This is a genomic window from Rothia sp. 110740021-2 (assembly GCF_054263775.1).
On record NZ_JBSZFE010000001.1, the window covers coordinates 1,062,434 to 1,083,885 of the forward strand.

The 21,452-nt window shown below is 58.6% G+C and carries 18 protein-coding genes; 16 read left to right on the forward strand and 2 right to left on the reverse strand.

Annotated features, from left to right (window positions below; all coding sequences use genetic code 11):
• Positions 1 to 351 precede the first annotated feature (351 nt).
• The 6 genes from ACUXHH_RS04395 to hemW all read left to right on the forward strand — a co-directional run bounded on the left by ACUXHH_RS04395 (position 352) and on the right by hemW (position 6,186).
• Positions 352 to 588 (forward strand): hypothetical protein, encoded by a 237-nt coding sequence (locus tag ACUXHH_RS04395; protein ID WP_371567695.1) that lies wholly within the window; start codon positions 352 to 354, stop codon positions 586 to 588.
• A gap of 193 nt (positions 589 to 781) precedes the next feature.
• Positions 782 to 1,066 carry a hypothetical protein gene (locus tag ACUXHH_RS04400; protein ID WP_371567698.1) on the forward strand — a complete coding sequence of 95 codons (285 nt, stop codon included), beginning with the start codon at positions 782 to 784 and terminating at the stop codon, positions 1,064 to 1,066.
• A gap of 235 nt (positions 1,067 to 1,301) precedes the next feature.
• On the forward strand, positions 1,302 to 1,637 hold the full coding sequence (locus ACUXHH_RS04405) for a hypothetical protein (protein ID WP_458390900.1): 336 nt from the start codon (positions 1,302 to 1,304) through the stop codon (positions 1,635 to 1,637).
• Between the two features lie 109 nt (positions 1,638 to 1,746).
• Positions 1,747 to 2,769 carry a PAC2 family protein gene (locus ACUXHH_RS04410; RefSeq protein WP_314077857.1) on the forward strand — a complete coding sequence of 341 codons (1,023 nt, stop codon included), beginning with the start codon at positions 1,747 to 1,749 and terminating at the stop codon, positions 2,767 to 2,769.
• A 96-nt stretch (positions 2,770 to 2,865) separates the two neighbouring features.
• Positions 2,866 to 4,707 carry a translation elongation factor 4 gene (gene lepA / locus ACUXHH_RS04415; protein WP_399536605.1) on the forward strand — a complete coding sequence of 614 codons (1,842 nt, stop codon included), beginning with the start codon at positions 2,866 to 2,868 and terminating at the stop codon, positions 4,705 to 4,707.
• A 192-nt stretch (positions 4,708 to 4,899) separates the two neighbouring features.
• Entirely contained in the window at positions 4,900 to 6,186 is a 1,287-nt protein-coding gene (gene hemW, locus ACUXHH_RS04420; protein ID WP_371567713.1) for a radical SAM family heme chaperone HemW, read from the forward strand.
• 445 nt (positions 6,187 to 6,631) lie between these two features.
• Here the strand turns inward: hemW and ACUXHH_RS04425 are convergent, their stop codons facing one another.
• Both ACUXHH_RS04425 and ACUXHH_RS04430 read right to left on the reverse strand, forming a co-directional pair.
• Entirely contained in the window at positions 6,632 to 7,051 is a 420-nt protein-coding gene (locus tag ACUXHH_RS04425) for a DUF4870 domain-containing protein (RefSeq protein ID WP_279754939.1), read from the reverse strand.
• Between the two features lie 262 nt (positions 7,052 to 7,313).
• On the reverse strand, positions 7,314 to 8,183 hold the full coding sequence (locus ACUXHH_RS04430; RefSeq protein WP_279754938.1) for a DUF3097 domain-containing protein: 870 nt from the start codon (positions 8,181 to 8,183) through the stop codon (positions 7,314 to 7,316).
• Positions 8,184 to 8,457: 274 nt separating this feature from the next.
• On the opposite strand from ACUXHH_RS04430, the gene dnaJ reads away from it, so the two are divergent.
• The 10 genes from dnaJ to mshC all read left to right on the forward strand — a co-directional run bounded on the left by dnaJ (position 8,458) and on the right by mshC (position 21,452).
• Positions 8,458 to 9,591 carry a molecular chaperone DnaJ gene (gene dnaJ, locus ACUXHH_RS04435; RefSeq protein ID WP_279754937.1) on the forward strand — a complete coding sequence of 378 codons (1,134 nt, stop codon included), beginning with the start codon at positions 8,458 to 8,460 and terminating at the stop codon, positions 9,589 to 9,591.
• Between the two features lie 126 nt (positions 9,592 to 9,717).
• Positions 9,718 to 10,491: a 16S rRNA (uracil(1498)-N(3))-methyltransferase gene (locus tag ACUXHH_RS04440; RefSeq protein WP_279754936.1), complete on the forward strand. Its 774-nt coding sequence runs from the start codon at positions 9,718 to 9,720 to the stop codon at positions 10,489 to 10,491.
• A 135-nt stretch (positions 10,492 to 10,626) separates the two neighbouring features.
• A complete protein-coding gene (locus ACUXHH_RS04445; protein ID WP_458390901.1) occupies positions 10,627 to 11,748 on the forward strand; it encodes a PhoH family protein in 1,122 nt (373 codons plus the stop codon).
• A gap of 69 nt (positions 11,749 to 11,817) precedes the next feature.
• A complete protein-coding gene (ybeY, locus tag ACUXHH_RS04450) occupies positions 11,818 to 12,273 on the forward strand; it encodes an rRNA maturation RNase YbeY (RefSeq protein ID WP_371567837.1) in 456 nt (151 codons plus the stop codon).
• 9 nt (positions 12,274 to 12,282) lie between these two features.
• A complete protein-coding gene (locus tag ACUXHH_RS04455; protein ID WP_371567719.1) occupies positions 12,283 to 13,758 on the forward strand; it encodes a hemolysin family protein in 1,476 nt (491 codons plus the stop codon).
• 123 nt (positions 13,759 to 13,881) lie between these two features.
• A complete protein-coding gene (locus tag ACUXHH_RS04460; protein WP_279739941.1) occupies positions 13,882 to 15,039 on the forward strand; it encodes a GTPase Era in 1,158 nt (385 codons plus the stop codon).
• 213 nt (positions 15,040 to 15,252) lie between these two features.
• Positions 15,253 to 16,692, forward strand: a complete 1,440-nt coding sequence (locus ACUXHH_RS04465; RefSeq protein WP_279739940.1) for an LCP family protein — start codon at positions 15,253 to 15,255, stop codon at positions 16,690 to 16,692.
• Positions 16,693 to 17,097: 405 nt separating this feature from the next.
• Positions 17,098 to 18,846, forward strand: coding sequence for a 2-isopropylmalate synthase (gene leuA, locus ACUXHH_RS04470; protein WP_279739938.1), 1,749 nt, complete (start codon positions 17,098 to 17,100; stop codon positions 18,844 to 18,846).
• 291 nt (positions 18,847 to 19,137) lie between these two features.
• Positions 19,138 to 19,986 (forward strand): undecaprenyl-diphosphate phosphatase, encoded by an 849-nt coding sequence (locus ACUXHH_RS04475; protein WP_279739936.1) that lies wholly within the window; start codon positions 19,138 to 19,140, stop codon positions 19,984 to 19,986.
• A 158-nt stretch (positions 19,987 to 20,144) separates the two neighbouring features.
• Entirely contained in the window at positions 20,145 to 21,452 is a 1,308-nt protein-coding gene (gene mshC, locus ACUXHH_RS04480; RefSeq protein ID WP_458390902.1) for a cysteine--1-D-myo-inosityl 2-amino-2-deoxy-alpha-D-glucopyranoside ligase, read from the forward strand.

Below are 21,452 nucleotides of genomic sequence, written 5' to 3' on the forward strand. Positions count from 1 at the left end.
GGGTACCTAAGTACCTCTCTGGTTTAGGGCTGAGACCCCCTGTGTTCCCCCTCCTCTAAGGGGAATGCAGGGGGTCTCTTTTTCGTGTATACTTGGACTCAAGGAGTTAGACGACCCCTCTGAAACCCTGAGTCTCACCTATTGGTGTGGCAATAACGCTTGGGCGGCCGCGGCTTTATGCATCGGTCTAGAAGACCTCGGGGGCACCACCGGTTAACTCCTCATAACTTTTGTAAAAGGCATCCTGCCGAGTGTGGGGTGCCTTTTGCTATGCCCAGAAGGAACCCTAAAGATGCGGTGCTGTGTACCATGCCAACAGAACTCAGTAAGAAACTAGGCTAGAATACTCGCATGGAACCTGAAAAAATCCCTCCGACGCTGAGCGATCCTATCACCTTCTGCGTAACTAAGATTACGCCACCGGTACCAGCTAATAAGGCTGAAGCCATGAAACGCCAATGGGTTCTTGAGGAGCGCTTTAAGCGAGGGTCTCATATCCAAATGCGTACTATCGCACGCGAGTATGATGAGCGCACCGCAGCTGGTGAGGCTCTTATCCCAGAGAGAATTCCACTGCTTCCTCAATAAACGGAGCTGGATCAGGATAACCACATATTCTGATGTATTATGAAACTGCCAGCATCATGTGTTCGTATCAGGAAGATGTGAAATTACTTGGGTAAACCTCTTTGCAGGCTACGTTAGGCACCAGCGTAATCAGTTCAGAAGCTAATGTCTGTGCGGAGCTTTTATCCGATTGAGAATAAAGAAGCTGAAGACTATGTTGGATTGGGAAAAAGCTAAGATTCTATCCGCTGTTATGAGAACCCGTGCCCTGGAGGAGCGGACGCGACCTTTTGTCGAAGAATTTGACAATGTGGGTGAGTGGGAGTTGGCTCTTGCTAGCGTTATTGGTGATTTTGTGAAGCAAAAGATTACTTTTCCGTATGATGTTGGGGTGCTGGCGGATCATGAATTTATGCCTGATGATTTGGTAGAGAGTATGTGGACTTACGCTACTGAAGAGTTCGACTATGAAGCTCATCTAGACCTCCTAGAGCGTTAGATTTATATAATTTAGAAGCCCTGTGCACGGTTCTCGTGTGCGGGGTTTCTTTGTACCCAGATTCTTGGAGGCGCCCGCCCGGTGACGAAACCGCTTGCGGGTTACGGAAGAGCCCGTATAGTGGGAACTATCGGCGGTACCGTACACCGCCCGCGCCTATCTTTAGCGCCCCACGCGGCGTTGCACATAACACCAATGTAGACACACATTTTTGCACATTATCAGGAGGTTCCCAATGAGTAGCGCGAACGCAGAAGAAGCTTACGATTATCGTGAAGACCCTGATTATTGGCGTGCCCCGTTCGATTTTACGAAGCCCACGTTTGATGTAAATACTCCGGAGGGGTGGAAGCGAGCTGAGTTGAAAGGGCGTTTTTTTAATGCTCCGGCTGCGCGCCCCGGCGCCGAATATGAGTGGGGTTTAGCAGAGATTGAGCGTAGGTATGAAGCTAAGGAATTCCCCTTCAAATATAGCGAAGTAACCAGCTTGTATCGTGAGAAGGTAGCTAATGGTGAGTTGCCGGATGTTTATGCTGGCACTCCATACGATTTGGCGCTTCTGCCTTTCTAACATAGTTTCCCCTTTCCGTCCGGGGTTTTGGGCGGCATAACCGAATATAGAACATATTTTTTACAACACCACACACCACACAACCACCGACCAAGAGCTAAGGACAATGATGAGCCAGCCGAACTTCCCTCCCGCCCGACTCTTTGATGCTTTCGCCAAGCCCGCCTCCACAGAACAGCCCGCAAAGAAGGGACTGCTCGGCAATCTGCGCCTGGGCGAATCCTCCGAAGAGGACAACTACACGACCGTTATGCTGGTCGGTTTCAACTCCGTAAAGGAACCCCCGGGCAATAGTGAGGATGCCCTCGACATTATTCACCGCGCGTTCGACCCGTGCGATGAGAGCCCCGGCTTCGACATGGACGACTTCTACGACTACGGTTCCGTCGCCCCGCAGCTGCAGAACAGCGACGACTCCGAATCCACGGTTCTGGTGTGGCCCAAGGTTTTCTACAACATGGTCACCATCCCGGAGCGTCGCCTGCGCCTGCTCATGGTGACCGGCCCCGCCCCCAGCCTGTGCCTGCAGCGGTTCATGACCCGCTTCTTCAAGTACGTAAAGAAACTCCACGTGGACCACGCAATCTTCGTTGAAACCTTCGAGGATCAGGTGGCGCACACCCGCCCGTACCCGTACACGCTGACCACTCACGACGAGAAGCTGGCGGCAATCCCCGGTATTCTGCACGAGGACTACACCGGTTCTACCTCAGTGACGATGGCAATGTCTGCGCTCGCCGCCGAGCACGGCCTGTCCTCCTCGGTCATGCTGCGTATGAGCGTCCCGGGGTATCTGAGCTTTGACCAGCAGAACCCGCGCGCGGTCGTGAGCCTGATTGAGGCGCTGGAGGTCATCCTCGGCATTAAGGTCGAGTCTGAGGAGTACGACCGCCTGCGTGCCCACGCTGATGAGTGGGAGGCGGAGCTCGCCGAAGAAATGGCGAAGGACTACGAGAAGGTTGAGCTGGTGCGTGAGATTGAGAAGAAGATGGATTCGACTCTGCGCACTGTCTCCGGCGAGGTGATTGCCGAGGATATTGAGGGCTACCTGGATTCCCTCAGCGCTGCCTCCGAGGGCGTAAATCCTGCCGATGATGGTGCGGAATCCGCGGAGGATTCTTCGGAACGTTAGGTCCGTTCGCACATATGGCGCGGGTATGGGAAAATGATAGGTAACTATGCCCATACCCGCAGCCAGCATCTCGAAAGGATGATGTGATTGGCACCCATGTCGAAGAACCCGCCCGTTCCGGCGGCGACCGACCCCGCGATTATTCGCAACTTCTGCATTATCGCCCACATTGACCACGGTAAGTCCACCCTCGCAGACCGTATGCTGCAGGCCACCGGCGTGGTTGCCCCGCGCGATATGAAGGCGCAGTACCTGGACCGCATGGACATTGAACGTGAACGCGGTATCACCATTAAGTCTCAGGCTGTGCGCATGCCCTGGGATGTTGACGGCACCTCCTACGCGCTGAACATGATTGACACCCCCGGCCACGTGGACTTCACCTATGAGGTGTCCCGCTCCCTGGCTGCGTGTGAGGGTGCGCTTCTGCTCGTGGATGCCGCCCAGGGTATTGAGGCTCAGACCCTGGCGAACCTGTACCTGGCGATGGAGAACGACCTGACCATCATCCCGGTGCTGAACAAGATTGACCTTCCCGCGGCTCAGCCCGATAAGTACGCTGAGGAGCTGGCGAACCTGATTGGTTGCGAGCCGGAGGAGGTTCTGCGCGTATCGGGTAAGACCGGTGAGGGTGTTGAGGCTCTGCTGGACCGTATTGTGGAGGCGATTCCCGCCCCGCAGGGTGACGCATCCACCCCGGCTCGCGCCATGATTTTTGACTCGGTGTACGACTCGTACCGCGGCGTGGTCACCTATGTGCGTGTTGTGGACGGTAGCCTGCAGCCGCGTCAGAAGATTAAGATGATGTCCACCGGCGCTGAGCATGACCTGCTTGAAATCGGCGTGATTTCCCCTGAGCCTGTCCCGTCGAAGGGCCTGGGCGTGGGCGAGGTGGGTTACCTTATTACCGGTGTGAAAGACGTCCGTCAGTCCCGTGTGGGTGATACTGTCACCTCCGCCGCGAAGCCTGCGCAGGAGTCCCTGGGCGGTTATGAGGATCCCAAGCCAATGGTGTTCTCGGGCCTGTTCCCGATTGATGGTTCGGATTACCCGGCGCTGCGTGACGCGCTGGATAAGCTGAAGCTCAACGACGCCGCGTTGATTTACGAGCCGGAAACTTCTGCCGCGCTGGGCTTCGGTTTCCGCTGTGGCTTCCTGGGTCTGCTGCACCTGGAGATTGTGCGTGAGCGCCTGGAACGCGAGTTCAACCTGGACCTGATTTCGACCGCACCGAACGTTATTTACGACGTGGTGGACGAGGCTGGCAACGCTAAGCGAGTGACCAACCCGAGCGAATTCCCTGAGGGTAAGGTCGCCACCATCCGAGAGCCCATGGTGGCGTGTACGATTATTGCCCCGAGCGAGTACATTGGCGCGATTATGGAGCTGTGCCAGGCTCGCCGCGGCCAGATCGGCGGCATGGATTACCTCTCCGAGGATCGTGTGGAGATGCGTTACCGCCTGCCCCTGGCAGAGATTGTGTTCGACTTCTTCGATCAGTTGAAGTCTCGTACCCGCGGCTACGCGTCGCTGGACTGGAAGTTCGACGGTGAGGAAGAGGCCGACCTGGTGAAGGTCGACATCCTGCTGCAGGGTGAGAAGGTGGATGCGTTCAGCGCCATTACTCACCGCGATAAGGCCTACTCGTACGGCCTGATGATGACTTCTAAGCTGCGTGAGCTGATTCCTCGCCAGCAGTTTGAGGTGCCGATTCAGGCGGCTATCGGTTCGCGTATTATTGCCCGCGAGAATATCCGCGCGATGCGTAAGGACGTTCTTTCTAAGTGTTATGGTGGCGATATTTCGCGTAAGCGTAAGCTGCTGGAGAAGCAGAAGGAAGGCAAGAAGCGCATGAAGATGGTCGGTCGTGTGGAGGTTCCTCAGGAAGCCTTCATTGCGGCACTGTCTTCGGGCGAGGAGAAGGAAAAGAAGAAGTAGCCTTCCGCTGCTGTAGCTTTTCCGGCTGTGTGCTGACCTGTTTGAGTGGAGAACCCGGCTGGTGCCTCGTGTACCGCCGGGTTCTCTGCACGCTGTCGTTGATATACCGTCTGTTGATGTCACCCGCGTAGCCACATGCGCGGTGCCCATATTTGATTCCCCCAACCGCCACATCTAGTCCCAGGAGGCAGAATGCCCGCCCAGCCCACCGGCGCCCCCGCACCCCGCGACGGGCGCATCCCCGCCACCAGTGCGGCAGGATGCGAAACCCGCGACTTCAGCCTCTACGTACACATCCCCTTCTGCTCCGTACGCTGCGGCTACTGCGACTTCAACACCTACGCCACCGAAGACTTCGGCGACGGCATCGGCTTGGGCACCTACGCTGACGACGCCATCGCAGAAATTCTCTTCGCCGCCCGCACCCTCGAAACCTCCGGCATCGCAAAACGCCCCATGCACACCGTCTTCTTCGGAGGCGGCACCCCCACCAAACTGCCCGCCCGCGACCTCGTGCGCATCCTGCAGGCAGCCATCGACGTATTCGGTCTGGTTGAAGGCGCAGAAGTCACCACCGAAGCGAACCCCGACTCCGTCACCCGCGAAGACCTGCAGACCCTCAAGGACGGCGGCTTCACCCGCGTCTCCTTCGGCATGCAGTCCGTCGTACCCGAGGTGCTGCAGGTGCTCGACCGCACCCACACGCCGTCGAACGTGCCGAAGGTCGTTGCCTGGGCTAAGGAGGTAGGCCTGCAGGTGTCCCTGGATCTGATTTATGGTTCGCCGGGGGAGAGCCTGCAGCAGTGGGAGCGCAGCGTTCGTGCCGCCATCTCTTACGAACCGGACCATATTTCCGCCTACTCACTGATCGTGGAGGACGGCACGAAGCTTGCCGCGCAGATTCGCCGCGGTGAATACACCATGCCCGATGAGGACCTTATGGCGGACATGTACCTGCTCGCCGAGGAGCTACTCACAGAAGCCGGCTACAACTGGTACGAGGTCTCCAACTACTCACGCAGCGAGGACACCCGCAGCGACCACAACCTCGCCTACTGGCGTAACCAGGACTGGTGGGGTATCGGCCCGGGCGCCCACTCGCACGTGAACGGTACCCGCTGGTGGAACGTGAAGCACCCGGTACCGTACGCGCAGAAGGTGCGTGCGGGGGAGTCCCCGGCGGCGGCACGTGAGGTGCTGGACACCGCTACTCGTGCTTTTGAAACGATTATGCTCATGATTCGTGTGCGTGAGGGCTTGGCGATGCGCGAGCTGATTGCCGTGCACGATGAGGCGCAGCTGGGCGCCTCCCTGCGCTGGCTGGTCTCTCAAGCTCTGATTGAGCCTGATGCTTTAACTTCTCAGGCTGAACCTGACCCTGAAGCCCACGTGCGCCTGACCCTCAAGGGCCGCCTGCTGGGGGATGCGGTTACCCGTGAGCTGCTTCCGGAAGTTAGTGAGGAGCACGAGGGATCCTAGAGGGCCTCAACGCCTCCCTGAGTTTCGGGTGGGTTCGTGATGCGCTGACATGCCGGCATCTTGCCCCGCTCCAGTTGCCCTTCCTAGGGTGGGTTTCTCAGGTTGAGCACTCCGGGCCGCCGTAATATTTCGGCAGTTTCGGGGTGTTTCTGCGGGGGTTGAAAGACTTTTAAAATTTTTTCGGTGCTTTTGGAGGAGCATCAGAGGAGTTCAGAAGGAAAACCCCCGCAGAAGAACCTTGCAAGCCCTCCACGCGCAGAACCAGCGGATACAGAACACCCGACAGCCGTATAACCTGCAGGTAGAGAATCAACGAACACTGAAGCAATAGGTAGATCCCACCGGGTAGCGCCTCCGCCAGTAGCCTTTAGAACAGTTGTACTTAAACACGAAACGCCCCGCACACAACGTGCGGGGCGTTCGTCGTAAAAGCTATTAGCGCGGTTTAGGACTCAGTAGATTCTGCGTTCTCGGTGGGGTAGAAGCGGTCCAGCAAGCGGGGGTTCACACGATAGCTGTACGGCTCACCGCGGTTCACCTCAATACCGGCGCGGACAGAAGCAACCGCCATGAACAGCCACACCAGGGTGCCCAAAACCATGGCAATGTTGCCTATGCCGGGTAGGAAGGACAGCACCCACAGCACCATCAGAGCAATGGAGGGTACGAAGGTGAAGTTCATCGCCTCGCGAGCTTCCTGCTCAGCGAAGGGTGCGTTATTGCGGCTGACGTAGAAAACCGCAGCGGAAGGGATGATGCCGAGAATACCGCCGAAATGCGCGAGAGTCGCACGGTTGCGATCCTGAATCACGCTAATCTTACGGGTTTTCTGAGGCCCGGTTGCCGGGCGAACATCGTTAGTCACGAAAATCCTGGTTCGATAGAAGTTTCTTGTGGTGATCACCTAAGCTGGTGGAAATACCCTCCGAAGAGGTAAGTCGTTTGAGCGATGGTGACCCAGAGTGTAGTGACGTTGCGGCAAACCCCGCAGGGGCAATGCCACACGCTCAACCATTGTACCGCTTTAGCGGGCAAAACCCACAGGATAATGCCCTCGAGGGAAAGGTTCTGAGCAAATTCACATCTGCGCCCGCAGACGAGGGCGCAATAACGGGTTTTCGGTGCGGTTAGGCACCCGGTTCGGTCAGAAAATCGATGAGCGATTCGACCGGGCCAAGCAGCGTCGAATCCAGGTCAGCGTAGGAGTCAACGCGGGAGAGGATGTACTTCCACGCTTGCGCCACATCCGCCTGCGTTTCGTGCGGCTGACCCAGACGACGCAGCGTGCCCTTCTTGAAGTCCTCACCGCGCGGCACCTGCGGCCACGTCTTCAAACCCAGCGCTGAGGGCTTGACTGCCTGCCAAATATCGATGAACGGGTGGCCCACGATTTTCACGTGCCTGGCGGCACCCGGCACAGCCAATGCCTCCGCGACAATACGCTGCTCCTTCGTGCCCTCAATCAGGTGGTCGACCAGAATACCCAGGCGGCGGCCTGGGCCCGGCCCAAACTCGCGTATAGCACCGGCAAGATCATCCACGCCGTGTAGCGGCTCCACGACAACGCCCTCAACGCGCAGATCGTGGCCCCAGACCTTCTCCACAAGCTCGGCGTCGTGCAGACCCTCAACCCAGATGCGGGAGGCACGCGCCACCCGAGCCGGGGCATTCTTCACCGCAATAGAACCGGAGCGAGAAATCGTGCGCTTCGGCTCCTTCGCAGCTACCGGGGCGACAATCTCAACGGGCTCACCATCGATCAGGTAGCCAGGACCCAGCGGGAAGTTCTTCACACGGCCCTTCGCGTCCTCGAGTCCGAAGAAGAGAGCACCGCCGATGCGTTCAGCCTTCACGACCTCACCCACCCAGCCGTTAATATCCTCAATGAGTAGGCCGCGCTGCAGCGGTACTTTACGCGGGGCCGGCGCCTGGCGGCTCATGCGGGCAGTATTTAGATCCTGGGCACCCCAGCCGTAGGGGGAGTGGTGGGTACTCAACGTATTCTCCTTTGGGGCGGTAGGGGTAACAGGGGCTGCAGAGCCAGTAGGGCGGTGACAGCGCCGGAACAACGTGATAGAACTATGAGACGGAACCTGCAGGGGAACTCAAACGGGGTTCTGGGTGCACCGCAGATTAAGCGGATAGCGGGAGCGACCCCCATTCAGCCTAGCCATTGTATCGGGTCGGGGGTAGTATCCCCTAGAATTGATACGACCATTGTTGGCGGTGCACTCATCGAGCACCGCCATCGTCTCGCGAGGAAGGAAACGCATGAGCCACTACGATACTCTTGGCGTATCGAACGACGCCAGCGCTGAAGAGATTAAGAAGGCGTACCGAAAGAAGGCACGCCAGCTGCACCCCGACGTGAATCCCTCCGAGGACGCCGCCGAAGAGTTCAAGCGCGTCACCCTCGCCTACGAGGTGCTCTCCGACCCCGAAAAGCGCCGCAACTATGACACCACCGGCGATGAACAGGGCCGCGCAGGCTACCCCGGAGGCGGCTACCCGGGCGGCGGATTCAGCGGCTTCGGCGGTTTCGAGGACCTGCTGAACATGTTCACCGGTGGCGCGGCAGGTACCCGCGGCCCTGCATCCCGTATGCGTCAGGGCCAGGACGACCTGATTACCGTCTCCATCAGTCTGCAGGACGCCGTGTTCGGTGTTGAGAAGACCATTGAGCGTCGCTCCGCCGTGACCTGTAAATCCTGTAACGGTGAAGGAACCGCTGAAGGTACCCAGCCCGAAACCTGCACCACCTGCTCCGGTCACGGTTTCATGCAGCGCCGCGTGCAGTCCATCCTCGGTACCGTCATGCAGCAGGTCGAATGCCCTGACTGCCACGGCTACGGCACCGTCATCAAGACTCCCTGCGCCGAATGTCACGGTCAGGGACGCGTGCGTGAAGACGTACCGCTGACCTTCAACGTTCCCGCCGGCGTGCACGATCAGGCGCGTATCCGCCTGCGAGGCAAGGGCGAAGCAGGCCTGTACGGTGGCCCCAACGGCGACCTGTACGTTGACCTGAACGTCAAGCGTGACAAGTACTTTAGCCGCGAGGGCGACAACCTGGTCACCACCGTGAACATCCCCATGGTTGCGGCGGCACTGGGCACTACCATCCCGCTGAAGACCTTTGATGGCGACCAGGAAGTTGCTATCCCCGCAGGCACTCAGAGCGGTGACGTGATTACCCTCAACGGCCTGGGCGCGACCGTGCTCGGCACCGAGCGTCGCGGTGACCTGCTGGTACGTATCCAGGTGGTCACTCCCACCGACATAACCGAAGAACAGCGTGAACTGCTGCGCCAGTTCGCCGCCCTGCGCGGTGAATCCCTCACCGAAGGTTCGCAGGTCAAGCACCGCGGTGGTCTCTTCTCCCGACTGAAGGACCAGTTCAAGTAGGATTCCTACACCATGTAGTTGAGGATGCGGCGGGTGCAGTTGAGCCTGCACCCGCCGCATCCGCATTGCTACACAGCCCAATATTTCACGCTACCGGCACCGGCAAGCCGCACCTCAAGGAGAACCATGAGCGCCCCCATCTTCTACATCAGCACGGAAGAATACGACGCACTCACCCCCGGCGCCACCTACGCGCTTGGTGGCTCCGAAGGCAAGCACGCCCTCGTCAAGCGCCTTGAGCTCGGCGAACGCATTGACCTGGGTGACGGCACCGGCCGCCGCGCACTCGGTACGGTCGCCTCCATTAACGCGGACGGCGTGAGCGTGCAGGTGCAGGAGCTTTGCGAGGAACACAGCGTGCCCTCCATCTACCTGGTGCAGGCGCTCGCGAAGGACGGCCGCGACCTACTCGCCATCGAAACTGCGACCGAACTGAGCGTGTACGGTGTGCTTCCGTGGAGTGCGGACCGCTCCATCGTACGTTGGAAGGGGGAGCGCACCTCCAAGGCACACACCAAGTGGCAGAATACCGTCACCGCCGCCGCGAAGCAGTCGCGCCGCGCGCTCATTCCCGTAGTGTACGAGCTGTACAGCACTACCGACCTGGTGAAGCTCATTGAAGAAGTAGCCGGCTCTGAGCAGTCCGCCGCCGTGTTCATCCTGCATGAGCAGGCGACCGAACGCCTCAGCGCCCTGGCACGCAAGCTTGTCGAGGCAGAGAAGTTACCCGAAGAAATCTACCTGCTCGTCGGACCTGAAGGCGGTATTAGCGACCGCGAAGTGCAGCTCTTCACCGACGCCGGCGCGCAGCTGGCACTGCTCGGTGATGAGGTGCTGCGTTCCTCCACCGCCGGTTCTGCTGCTATGTGCACCCTGAACGTGGTGCTGGGTCGCTGGTAGAGCGCCGTCGATGGCGACTCCGGTAAAGTAGCCGGTAGCACCCCTCTGCTAAAACCCAGCCGGTAGGAATCCACCAGGGCGTGGCACATCACGCACATCTATACTTGTAAATACATCACTAGCCAAGGAGCCCATATGACTACCTCCCGACCTCTATCGACCGCGCGCACCGTATCTTTCAAAAGCGCTGCAGAAATGATTGCAGTTCTCGGCCCGCAGGACGCGCACCTGGCAATTATTGAGGACTACTTCGAGCAGATTAGCCTGCACCCCAAGGACCTGGACGTACTCATCACCGGCCCCTCCGAGTCCGTGAACACCGCCGCTAAGCTGCTGAACGAACTGCGCGTGCTCTCCAGCCACGACACGCAGATTACCGTGCAGGTCATTCACCGCCTCATGGGTATGCTCGGTGACGAACTGAACAACCCGGCACATTCACTATCTACCAGCATCCTCTCTACCCGCGGCACCACGATTCGTCCCAAGACCATTAACCAGAAGAAGTACGTGGACGCTATCGATGCGAACACAGTCATCTTCGGTATCGGCCCGGCGGGTACCGGTAAGACCTACCTCGCCATGGCGAAGGCTGTGCAGGCGCTACAGACCCACGAAGTGAACCGCATTATTCTCACCCGCCCCGCCGTGGAGGCTGGCGAGCGTCTGGGATTCCTGCCCGGTACCCTCAACGAAAAGATTGACCCGTACCTGCGCCCGCTCTACGACGCACTGCACGACATGCTCGAACCCGAAACCATCCCCAAGCTCATGGAAGCGGGCACCATTGAGGTCGCGCCGCTGGCGTACATGCGCGGTCGAACCCTCAACGACGCATTCATCATCCTCGATGAGGCGCAGAACACCACCGCCGAGCAGATGAAGATGTTCCTGACCCGCCTGGGCTTCGGCTCGAAGATGGTCATTACCGGTGACATCACCCAGATTGACCTGCCCGGTGGCGCCGCCTCCGGCCTGAAGCAGGTACGAAACATCCTTGACGGCGTGGAGGATATTCACTTCAGCATCCTGGAATCCTCTGACGTGGTCCGCCACACCCTGGTGTCGAACATTGTGTCCGCCTACGATCAGTGGGGCGAAGATCAGAAGGCCATGGAACGCAAGCGCAACCGTAAGGTCAAGCGCGCCACCATCGAGGCCGCGGCCGAGAAGCTGCTGGACCGCGCCGGCATCAACGGCGGCTCCGAAAAGAACGCAGAGAATAACACTGACAACGCCCACCCGGAAGGACGCTAAACGGTGGCAGAGATCGAATTCGACTGTGAAGACCCCGCAACCGGTGCCGACCCGGCAACCAACGCCTTCATTCGTGAATCTTTCGAAGCGGTAGATACTGAGGTGCTCACCCGCCTCGTCGAGCACGCCTTCAAGCGTATGCACCTTGCCGATGACACCTACCTGTCCATCGCCATCGTGAACGAAGACGAAATGGAACGCGTGCACATCGAATGGATGGACCTGCCCGGTGCAACCGACGTGATGAGCTTCCCCATGGATGAGATGGAACCGGGAACCCCCGAGAATCCCTCCAGCGGAATGCTCGGCGACATCATCCTCTGCCCACCCGTCGCCGCACGTCAGGGCACAGATGCTGGCCACAGCACCCTCGACGAGCTATGCCTACTCACCACCCACGGCATTCTGCACTGCCTCGGCTACGACCACGGCACCGCCGAAGAGGAAGCTGAAATGTTCGGCATTCAGCGCTCCATCCTCGAAGAGTTCCTGGGGCGCCCCGCCCCGGTCGAAACCCGACACTAGGGGAGCGGCGTGGATATTCTACTCACAGCCCTCCTTGCCGTTCTCGCGCTCTGTCTGACCGTGGTCGCCGCAATTGCCGAAACCGCGTTCACCTACCTGCCGCATAACGAAGTTGCAGAAGCAGTAGAGGCACACCCGGATACCCTCGGTGCCCGCGTCCTACAGCGCACCCTCGACGGTGGCTCCGAGGCGTACACACACCCGCTACGCCTGACCCGCCTCATTGCCGCTGCCGCCGCGGTGCTTGCCACCATGACCTGCCTACTATACTTGGTCGAGGTGCACGCACTCGCCGCCGTGCTAACCCTCGTGATCGTTGCGCTGGTGGGCTACCCGATTCTGCACGTGCTGGCACGTGCTCTAGGTCGTAACCGCCCGGTCGCGTCAATTCGTATGCTGGCGCGCCCGGTGCACTACCTGTCGGTTCTGCTGAGCCCGGCGACCGGTCTGCTCGATAAGCTCAGTGCGCGCCTGGCACCGGAACGTTCGGCGGAAGCCCCGGTGGGCGTGTTCGATGAGGAGGAGCTACGCGAGTTTCTGGACCGTGCCTCCGAGGCTGAAACCATTGAGGATAACGAAGCACAGATGGTGCAGTCCGTCTTTGAAATGGACGATACCCGCATCCGTTCGCTCATGGTTCCGCGTACCGATATGCTCACCGCCAGCCGTGACACCCCTCTGCGTGAGACGCTGAGCCTGTTCCTGCGTTCGGGTTATTCGCGTATGCCGGTGATTGGTGATTCGAGCGATGAGATTCTGGGCGTACTCTACCTGAAGGACGCGATGCGCGCCTTCATCCTGTATTCAGAGTCTCCGGAGGGTACCGCTTTGCCGACCGTGGTTGAGCTGATGCGCCCGGCTCGTTTTGAGCCCGAGTCGAAGCGTGCCATGGACCTGCTGCGTGAGATGCAGCGCGAGTCCACGCACGTGGCGATCATTGTTGACGAGTACGGCGGCACCGCCGGTCTGATTACCCTTGAGGATCTGATTGAGGAGCTGGTCGGTGACATTTCTGATGAGTATGACCATGAGAGCCCCGATTACACGCTGAATGATGACGGCACGTTCCGTCTCTCTGCTCGTCTGGGTATTGATGAGCTGGGTGAGATTTTTGGTCGTGAGCTCGACGATGAAGATGTTGATACGGTGGGCGGTCTGCTCGCTAAGCATCTGGGCATGGTGCCGATTATCGGTTCTGAAGTTGAGATTGATGGCATTCATATTCGTGCGATTGGTTCGTCGGGTCGCCGCCACCAGGTGGATATGCTGCAGGCGTGGTATGAGCCGCCTCGTGATGAGCGTCAGAACGCTGAAGGTTCCCTGACCTCTAATTCACCAGAGTCTTATTCCCTGAAGTCTGAGGTTGCTGACATCCTCACCGTGGATACCGATCCGCCCGCTGTGGCTGAGCCTCACGCGCATCCGGATCTTCCGGGAGATACTGCAGAGGCTGAACCTGCCACCGACAAGCACGGTAAGCGCTAGATATCGAATATAGACGCCGCATTTTCTACCGCACTTTGAGTCGGCTGCCCCACCCCTGAAGGCACAGGCAGATGAGATTGGCACCCCATACACCCCGCACGAGGTTTGATAAGGAGAAACACAATGGACCAGGAGTACACCCCGCTCGATTTGAGCATGCTGGACTTAAGCACCCCGCTGCCAACCTACCCGGAGAATTTCCGTTCGGGTTTTGCGTCGCTGGTGGGTCGCCCAAATGCGGGTAAATCTACTCTGACGAACGCTATGGTTGGTCAGAAGGTGGCTATCACCTCGAACCGTCCGCAGACGACCCGCCACACGATCCGCGGTATTGTACACAAGGACGAGTACCAGCTGATTCTGGTGGACACCCCGGGTATTCACCGCCCCCGCACTCTGCTGGGTGAGCGTCTGAACGACCTGGTAGCAAGCACCCTTTCACAGGTGGATGTACTGGGCTTCTGCATTCCGGCGAATGAGAAGATTGGTCCGGGTGACCGTTATATTGCCTCGCAGCTGGTGGCGTCGAGCAATAAGCCGGTGGTTGCCATTGTGACAAAGGCTGACACTGTGAGCTCTGAGGAGCTGCGTGAGCAGTTGCTGGCTGTTGAGGCGCTCGGCGAGGAAGTCATGAGCGCTGAGCGTGCGGCTCGTGCTAAGCGTGCCGCGCATCGTGCGAAGCAGAAGGCTAAGGGCCCCAAGGGTAAGGGCGGCAAGAATGATGCTGTGCCTTTCGCGAAGGGTTCGGGTCCTGCGGCTAAGCGCCGTGCCGGTGAGGTTGCTGAGCCGATGCCGGTTGACGGTAAGGGTGGCTGGGCTGCGATTATCCCGGTGTCTGCTGTAAAGCATTTCCAGGTGGATGCGGTTGCTGACCTGCTGGCGCAGTACACTCCGCTGTCGCCGCCGCTGTACCCGGAGGGTGAGCTGACCGATGAGCCGGAGGCAACCCTCATCGCGGAGCTGGTACGTGAGGCCGCCCTGGAGGGTGCGCGTGAGGAGCTGCCCCACTCAATTGCTGTAACGGTTGAGGAGATGGAGTTCCGTGAGGGCCGCCCGGAGGATAACCCGCTGCTGGATGTGCACGTAAACCTGTTTGTGGAGCGTGAGTCGCAGAAGTACATCATTATCGGTAAGGGCGGCTCGAATCTGCGCAAGATTGGTACGAAGGCTCGTGAGCAGATTGAGGCAATGCTCGGTACCCGCATTTATTTGAATATTCATGTGAAGGTTGCGAAGGAATGGCAGTCTGACGCGCGTGCGTTGAACCGCCTGGGATTCTAGTAGCTTTCCTGAGCGCATCGCCCAGAGAATTTGCTCTGCGCGGTCACCCCGAGAGGTGGCCTTCGGGGGCGGTCGCTCATCCTTAGTTTTCACCCGGTGGCTTGCATAAATATGTGCATACCTCCGGGTGAAACTTTTCGTTTTTATTCGGCGCTCATAGGGAAGAGTGTTACTCTGAGAAAGCACTTGCTCACCGGCAGAAAGAGAAAAGGTATGCCCCAGGCACCTCGTTTACGAAGCACCGGTCGTCATATGCGCACGACGGTGCTGACATCAAACCGCAATAAGTGGATTGCTCTGCTTACTACTTGCATGCTCGTCATTGTTGTTGGCTTTGGTGGCGTGGTGGCTCTACGTATGCGTAATAATCTGCATACTCAAGAGCTGAACATCAGCAATTACAAGAACGGCCTGGAGAACGGTGCCTTGGACATTCTCGTGATTGGCTCCGATACCCGTAAGGGTAATAACGGTGCGTACGGTGATGAGGATGACCGCAATTCTGAGGCTCGTGCGGACGTGATGATGCTGCTACAAATCAGCAAGGACCGTAAGAACGTGAGCGTGCTGTCGTTCCCGCGTGACCTGATGGTTGACGTGCCGCAGTGTACTGATCCTGAGAGCGGCACTGTGTATCCGGCTGAGAAGAGCGTTCAGATTAACGAGTCTCTGTCTCGCGGTGGTCCCGGTTGTACTGTGGCGACCATTAGCAAGCTGACCGGTGTGAATATTGACCACTTTATGTTGGTCGACTTTAACGCTGTGAAGGAGCTGTCGAAGGTTGTTGGCGGCGTTCAGGTGTGCGTGGACGCTCCGATTGATGATGAGTACAGTGGCCTGAAGCTTCCTGCCGGTACTTCTTCGGTTGAGGGTGAGCAGGCTCTTGCGTTCTTGCGTAGCCGCCACGGCTTCTCGGATGGTTCCGATATTGGTCGTATTCAGGCTCAGCAGGGTTTCTTGTCTTCACTGCTGCGTAAGGTGAAGCGCGAGGGTACTCTGTCGAATCCAGGTCGTCTGATTAACATTGCTGAGGCGATTACTCAGAATGTGACGGTGGATAATAACCTGAGCAATATCAGCACTCTGGTGGGTGTTGGTGCGTCTCTTGGTGGCGTGGACCTGTCAAACGTTGTGTTTGCGACTGTGCCGACTGAGCCGTGGAGCCAGGATGCGAACCGCCTGCAGGTTTCTGCGGATGCTGCGAATGTGTTCCAGCGTCTGCGTGATGATAAGTCACTGAAGGAAGAGCAGGCTCCGGAGGCTCCAGCTATTTCTGCCGCTCCGGTTCAGCTCGATCATACGGTTCCGGTGAGCGTATACAACGCGACCGGTCTGGAGGGCCGCTCGGCTACAATCGCTTCGGTGGTTAAGGGCCTGGGCTACACGAACGTTACTCCGGGTACCTCTGCTAGCCCGACGAACTTCACCACGGTCTTCTACTCGACCGGTTACGAAGCGGAGGCGAAGGAAATCGCCGCGAAGCTGAACGTGACCCGTGTGGTGGCAACCGAAGAGGTTCTGGGCGTGTCGGTGACGATTGGCGCTGACTTCCCGTCCGGTGAGGCGATAGAGAAGCAAGAGGCTGCGATTGCGGGTAACGCGACCGGTCAAACTGCTGATCAGCACAAGTGCCAGACTGCTTTCGCCTACTAGGTTGTAGCTGGTAGAACATAGCGCAGATGCGTGAATATTGAGTGAAGGGGCGTAGGGCCAGAAATGGTGGCTACGCCCCTTTGTCGTTGATTCTTTCCAGATGATGGACGGCTTCCCGGGTGCCCTGCCACCGCCTCCGATCCCTGTGATAGCGTGGAAGCATGATTATTGACGGTGAGAGCACGCGCGGGGTTACCCGCCAGGCAGTGAACCTGCTGCTTATTCGCCGGAACGGGGCACGCTAGAAATCTGCCGCAACCGTTCCGGCTTTTTCACGCGGCATCTCACCTCCGCATCCTTTCTGATGCACCGCCTTGACCACTGCTGCCGGGAACCGATACCCGGCACGGTACGAGCCCCACAAGTGGGGTAGAGCGAGACGGACCAACCAACAGGAAATTCATCATGAAAAACCACCAGAAGCCCAGCCCCATGCCGGTACATAAGTACCGCCCTTTCCACGAGCAGATTGTTGTTGACCTGCCGGACCGCACCTGGCCGGATAAGGTCATTGAGAAGGCTCCGCGCTGGTGCGCAGTGGATCTGCGTGACGGCAACCAGGCACTGATTGACCCCATGGACACCGACCGTAAGCTTGCGATGTTCAAGCTGCTGGTGAAGATGGGTTACAAGGAAATTGAGGTTGGTTTCCCCTCGGCGTCGCAGACTGACTTTGATTTTGTGCGCACTCTCATTGAGGACGGCCACATCCCCGCAGATGTAACCATTCAGGTTCTGGTGCAGGCTCGTGAGCACCTGATTGCCCGCACTTTTGAGGCAATTGAGGGCGCACCGCAGGCGATTGTGCACTTCTACAACTCAACCTCCGTGCTGCAGCGTCGCGTGGTGTTCAACCAGGATCAGGAGGGCGTGCTGGATATCGCCCTGCAGGGTGCGCGCCTGTGCCGCAAGTACGAAGAGCAGATGGTCTCCGATACTAAGGTCATCTACGAGTACTCGCCCGAGTCCTTCACCGGTACCGAGCTTGAGTACGCGGCTCGCGTGGTGAACGCTGTGGCTGAAGAGCTGGAGATTGGTCAGAACGGTAGCGAGCTGATTGTAAACCTGCCCGCTACCGTTGAGATGGCTACCCCGAACGTGTACGCCGACTCGGTCGAGTGGATGCACCGCAACCTGAACCACCGTGAGCACATTGTGCTGTCATTGCACCCGCATAATGACCGCGGTACCGGCGTGGCTGCTGCTGAGCTGGGTTACCTGGCGGGCGCTGACCGTATTGAGGGTTGCCTCTTCGGTAATGGCGAGCGCACCGGTAACGTTGACCTGGTGACTTTGGGTCTGAACATGTACACCCAGGGTGTGGATCCGCAGATTGATTTCTCTGATATTGACGGTATCCGTAAGACTGTTGAGTACTGCAACCAGTTGAAGGTGCACGAGCGTTCGCCGTATGGTGGCGACCTGGTGTTCACTGCGTTCTCTGGTTCGCATCAGGACGCTATTAAGAAGGGCTTTGAGGCTCTGGAGCGTACTGCTGCTGAGGCGGGTAAGACCGTGGATGAGGTTTATTGGGAGGTTCCGTACCTGCCGATTGATCCTCGCGATCTGGGTCGTACCTATGAGGCGATTATTCGTGTGAACTCGCAGTCCGGTAAGGGCGGTATGGCGTACCTGCTGAAGCAGGATCACGGTCTGGATTTGCCGCGTCGTGCGCAGGTTGAGTTCTCGAAGATTGTTCAGGCTCGCACTGATGCTGAGGGTGGCGAGATGACCAGCCAGAAGCTGTGGAACATCTTCACCGATGAGTACCTGCCGGCTCCGGATCCGCAGAACCGTTGGGGTAAGTACCGTATTGAGTCGATTAATATTGATTCGGCTGATACTGGTGCGACTACTCTGCGTGTTGGCCTGAACATTGATGGTCACACGTACACTCGTACTGCTTCGGGTACAGGTCCGGTGGATGCTCTGCAGAACATCCTTTCAGGTGAGGGCATGGATATTCGCGTGATGGATTATTCGGAGCACACCATGTCGGCTTCGTCGACTGCTAACGCTGCTTGCTATGTTGAGGCTGCTGTTGGTTCTCGCGTGCTGTGGGGTATTGGCGTGGATAACTCAACGACTCGTGCGGCGTTGAAGGCGATGATTTCGGCTGTGAACCGTGCGCTGCGTGATGAGCGCCAGGCGTAGGCGATGACCGTTTATGCTTTGTACGGGGTTTACGCGTGACCGTTAACCGTGCATGATGTAAGGGGCGGGTGCATACTCCGAGTATGCATCCGCCCCTTAGTCGTTTAGTGTGCGCAGGCAATATGTGTATCGGCGGTTTACGCGGCTTCCTTGAGCCGTGGATGCACCGCGGTGTACTGCTTGAACCGGCACCCTGAGCGTTTCACAGTGTGGACGGGGCGGTTTGCGGAAGTCCCACATCACCTTCCGTGAACCGCTCCGGGCGGGCGCGCCTCCTGTATCCTTGAATGCGTGGAATGGATTCAAGCAATTATTTTGGGCTTCGTTCAGGGCCTTACCGAATTTCTGCCGATTTCGTCATCGGCGCATCTGAACATTGTTGGCCAGATCCTGCCGGAGAGGGCTGACCCGGGTGCCGCGTTTACCGCAATCACCCAGCTGGGTACTGAGACTGCGGTTCTGATTTTCTTCTGGCGCGATATTGTTCGCATCCTGAAGTCCTGGTTCGGATCCTTGACCGGCCGCGTACCGCGTAACGACCCGGATGCCCGCATGGGTTGGCTGATTATTCTCGGCTCCCTACCCATCGGCGTTCTGGGTCTGCTCCTGGAAGACTACATTGACACCCAGTTCCGCAGCCTGTGGGTTGTGGCGACCATGCTGATTGTCTTCGCGGTGTTCCTGGGTCTTGCGGACCGTTTTGGTCGTGAGCAGCGTGAGCTAAAGGACCTGACTTTCCGTCACGGTATTCTGTACGGTTGCGCGCAGGCGCTGGCACTGATCCCGGGTGTTTCACGTTCGGGCGGTACAATTACCGCGGGTCTGTTCATGGGTTATACCCGTGAGGCTGCGGCTCGTTACTCGTTCCTTCTGGCTCTGCCGGCAGTGTTCATGTCTGGTCTGTACAAGACGTTCAAGGTGTTCACTGGTGCTGAGGCTACCGGCTACTACGGTATCCCGTCGACTATCCTTGCGACTCTGGTCGCGTTCGTGGTGGGTTACCTGATGATTGGCTGGTTCCTGAAGTACGTGTCTTCGAAGTCCTACGGCATTTTCATTTGGTACCGCATTGCGCTCGGTATCCTGATTTTCGTTGGTCTGGGCACTGGCGTTCTGAACGCTACTTCTTCGGCGTTCTAAGGCTTTAGCCCTCAGCGTGATATGACATACCCGTCCGTGATTTTCTCACGGGCGGGTATTCTTATTGGAGTAGATTTTTTGGCACCCGAATGCCCTGAGGATGGGCGGCGGGTGTGGCGCGTCCACCGGTTGTGGGCGTTTTTACGGAAAGGAAACCGATGCGAGCTTGGGATGCCCCCGCCTCTGTGACTCTGCCCGGTCAGGCTGCGCTGCCGCGTATTTTTGATACTTCTGCCGGTGAGATTATTCAGGTTCAGGAGGACAAGGCGGCGAGCCTGTACGTTTGCGGTATCACCCCGTACGACGCGACGCATATGGGTCACGCCTCCACCTATGTTGCTTTTGACCTGCTGCACCGCGCCTGGCTGGATGCAGGCGTGCCGGTGACGTACGTGCAGAACGTGACTGATGTGGACGACCCGCTGCTTGAGCGTGCGACTGCCACGAACGTTGATTGGCGTGAACTGGCTGAGGATCAGACGGAGCTGTTCCGCACCGATATGAAGGCGCTGAACGTGATTCCGCCGGCGCACTATGTGGGTGTGGTGGAGTCCATTGAGTGGCTGTTCCCGCTGATTGAGGATTTGCTACGCCGCGGCCTGGCGTACCGCGTGCCCGGTTTCACGGATGAGCAGGGTGTGGTGCATCCTGACGGTGACGTGTACCTGGACTTGAAGGCTGTGCGTGAGCTGCCCGCGAACGCTGAGGGCTACTCGTGGGCACCGGGGGAGGTTAGCCACCTGAGCCGTGATGAGATGCTGGAGATTTTTGCTGAGCGCGGCGGCGACCCGAACCGTGCCGGTAAGCGTGACGCACTGGATCCGCTGCTGTGGCGTGTTAAGCGTGAGGGCGAGCCGAGCTGGGATGCCGGCGAGCTGCGCGCGGGCCGCCCCGGCTGGCACATCGAGTGCACGATGATTGCCCGCCGTTTTGTGGATGGTTCGCTGACTGTTCAGGCTGGCGGTAACGACCTGACGTTCCCACACCACGATTTGGGTGCGGGCCATTCGTGGGCTGTGTCTGCGCGCCCGCACGCTAAGCATTACGCGCACACCGGCATGGTCGGTTTGGACGGCCAAAAGATGAGCAAGTCCCGCGGCAACCTGGTGCTGGTTTCGCGTCTGCGCGCAGCAGGTGAGGATGCGAACGCGGTGCGCCTGGCGATTATGGGTCAGCATTACCGTTCGGATTGGTTCTGGACTGATGAGCTGCTGGAGCACGCGAAGGCTCGCCTGGACACCTACCGTCATGCGGTGTCGGTGGCTGAGGGCCGCGAGGGCGCGAGCGATGAGGCGGCGGTTGAGCTGCTGGCCGCTGTGCGTGAGGCGCTCGGTGAGGACCTGAACGCTCCGGCGGCGTTGGCTGCTGTGGATGCGTGGGCTGTGAAGGCTCTGGCGGACACCACCGTCGCCGGTGGCGCGCTGGTGCGTGACATCCTGGCGGCACGCCTGGGTGTGGTCCTCTAA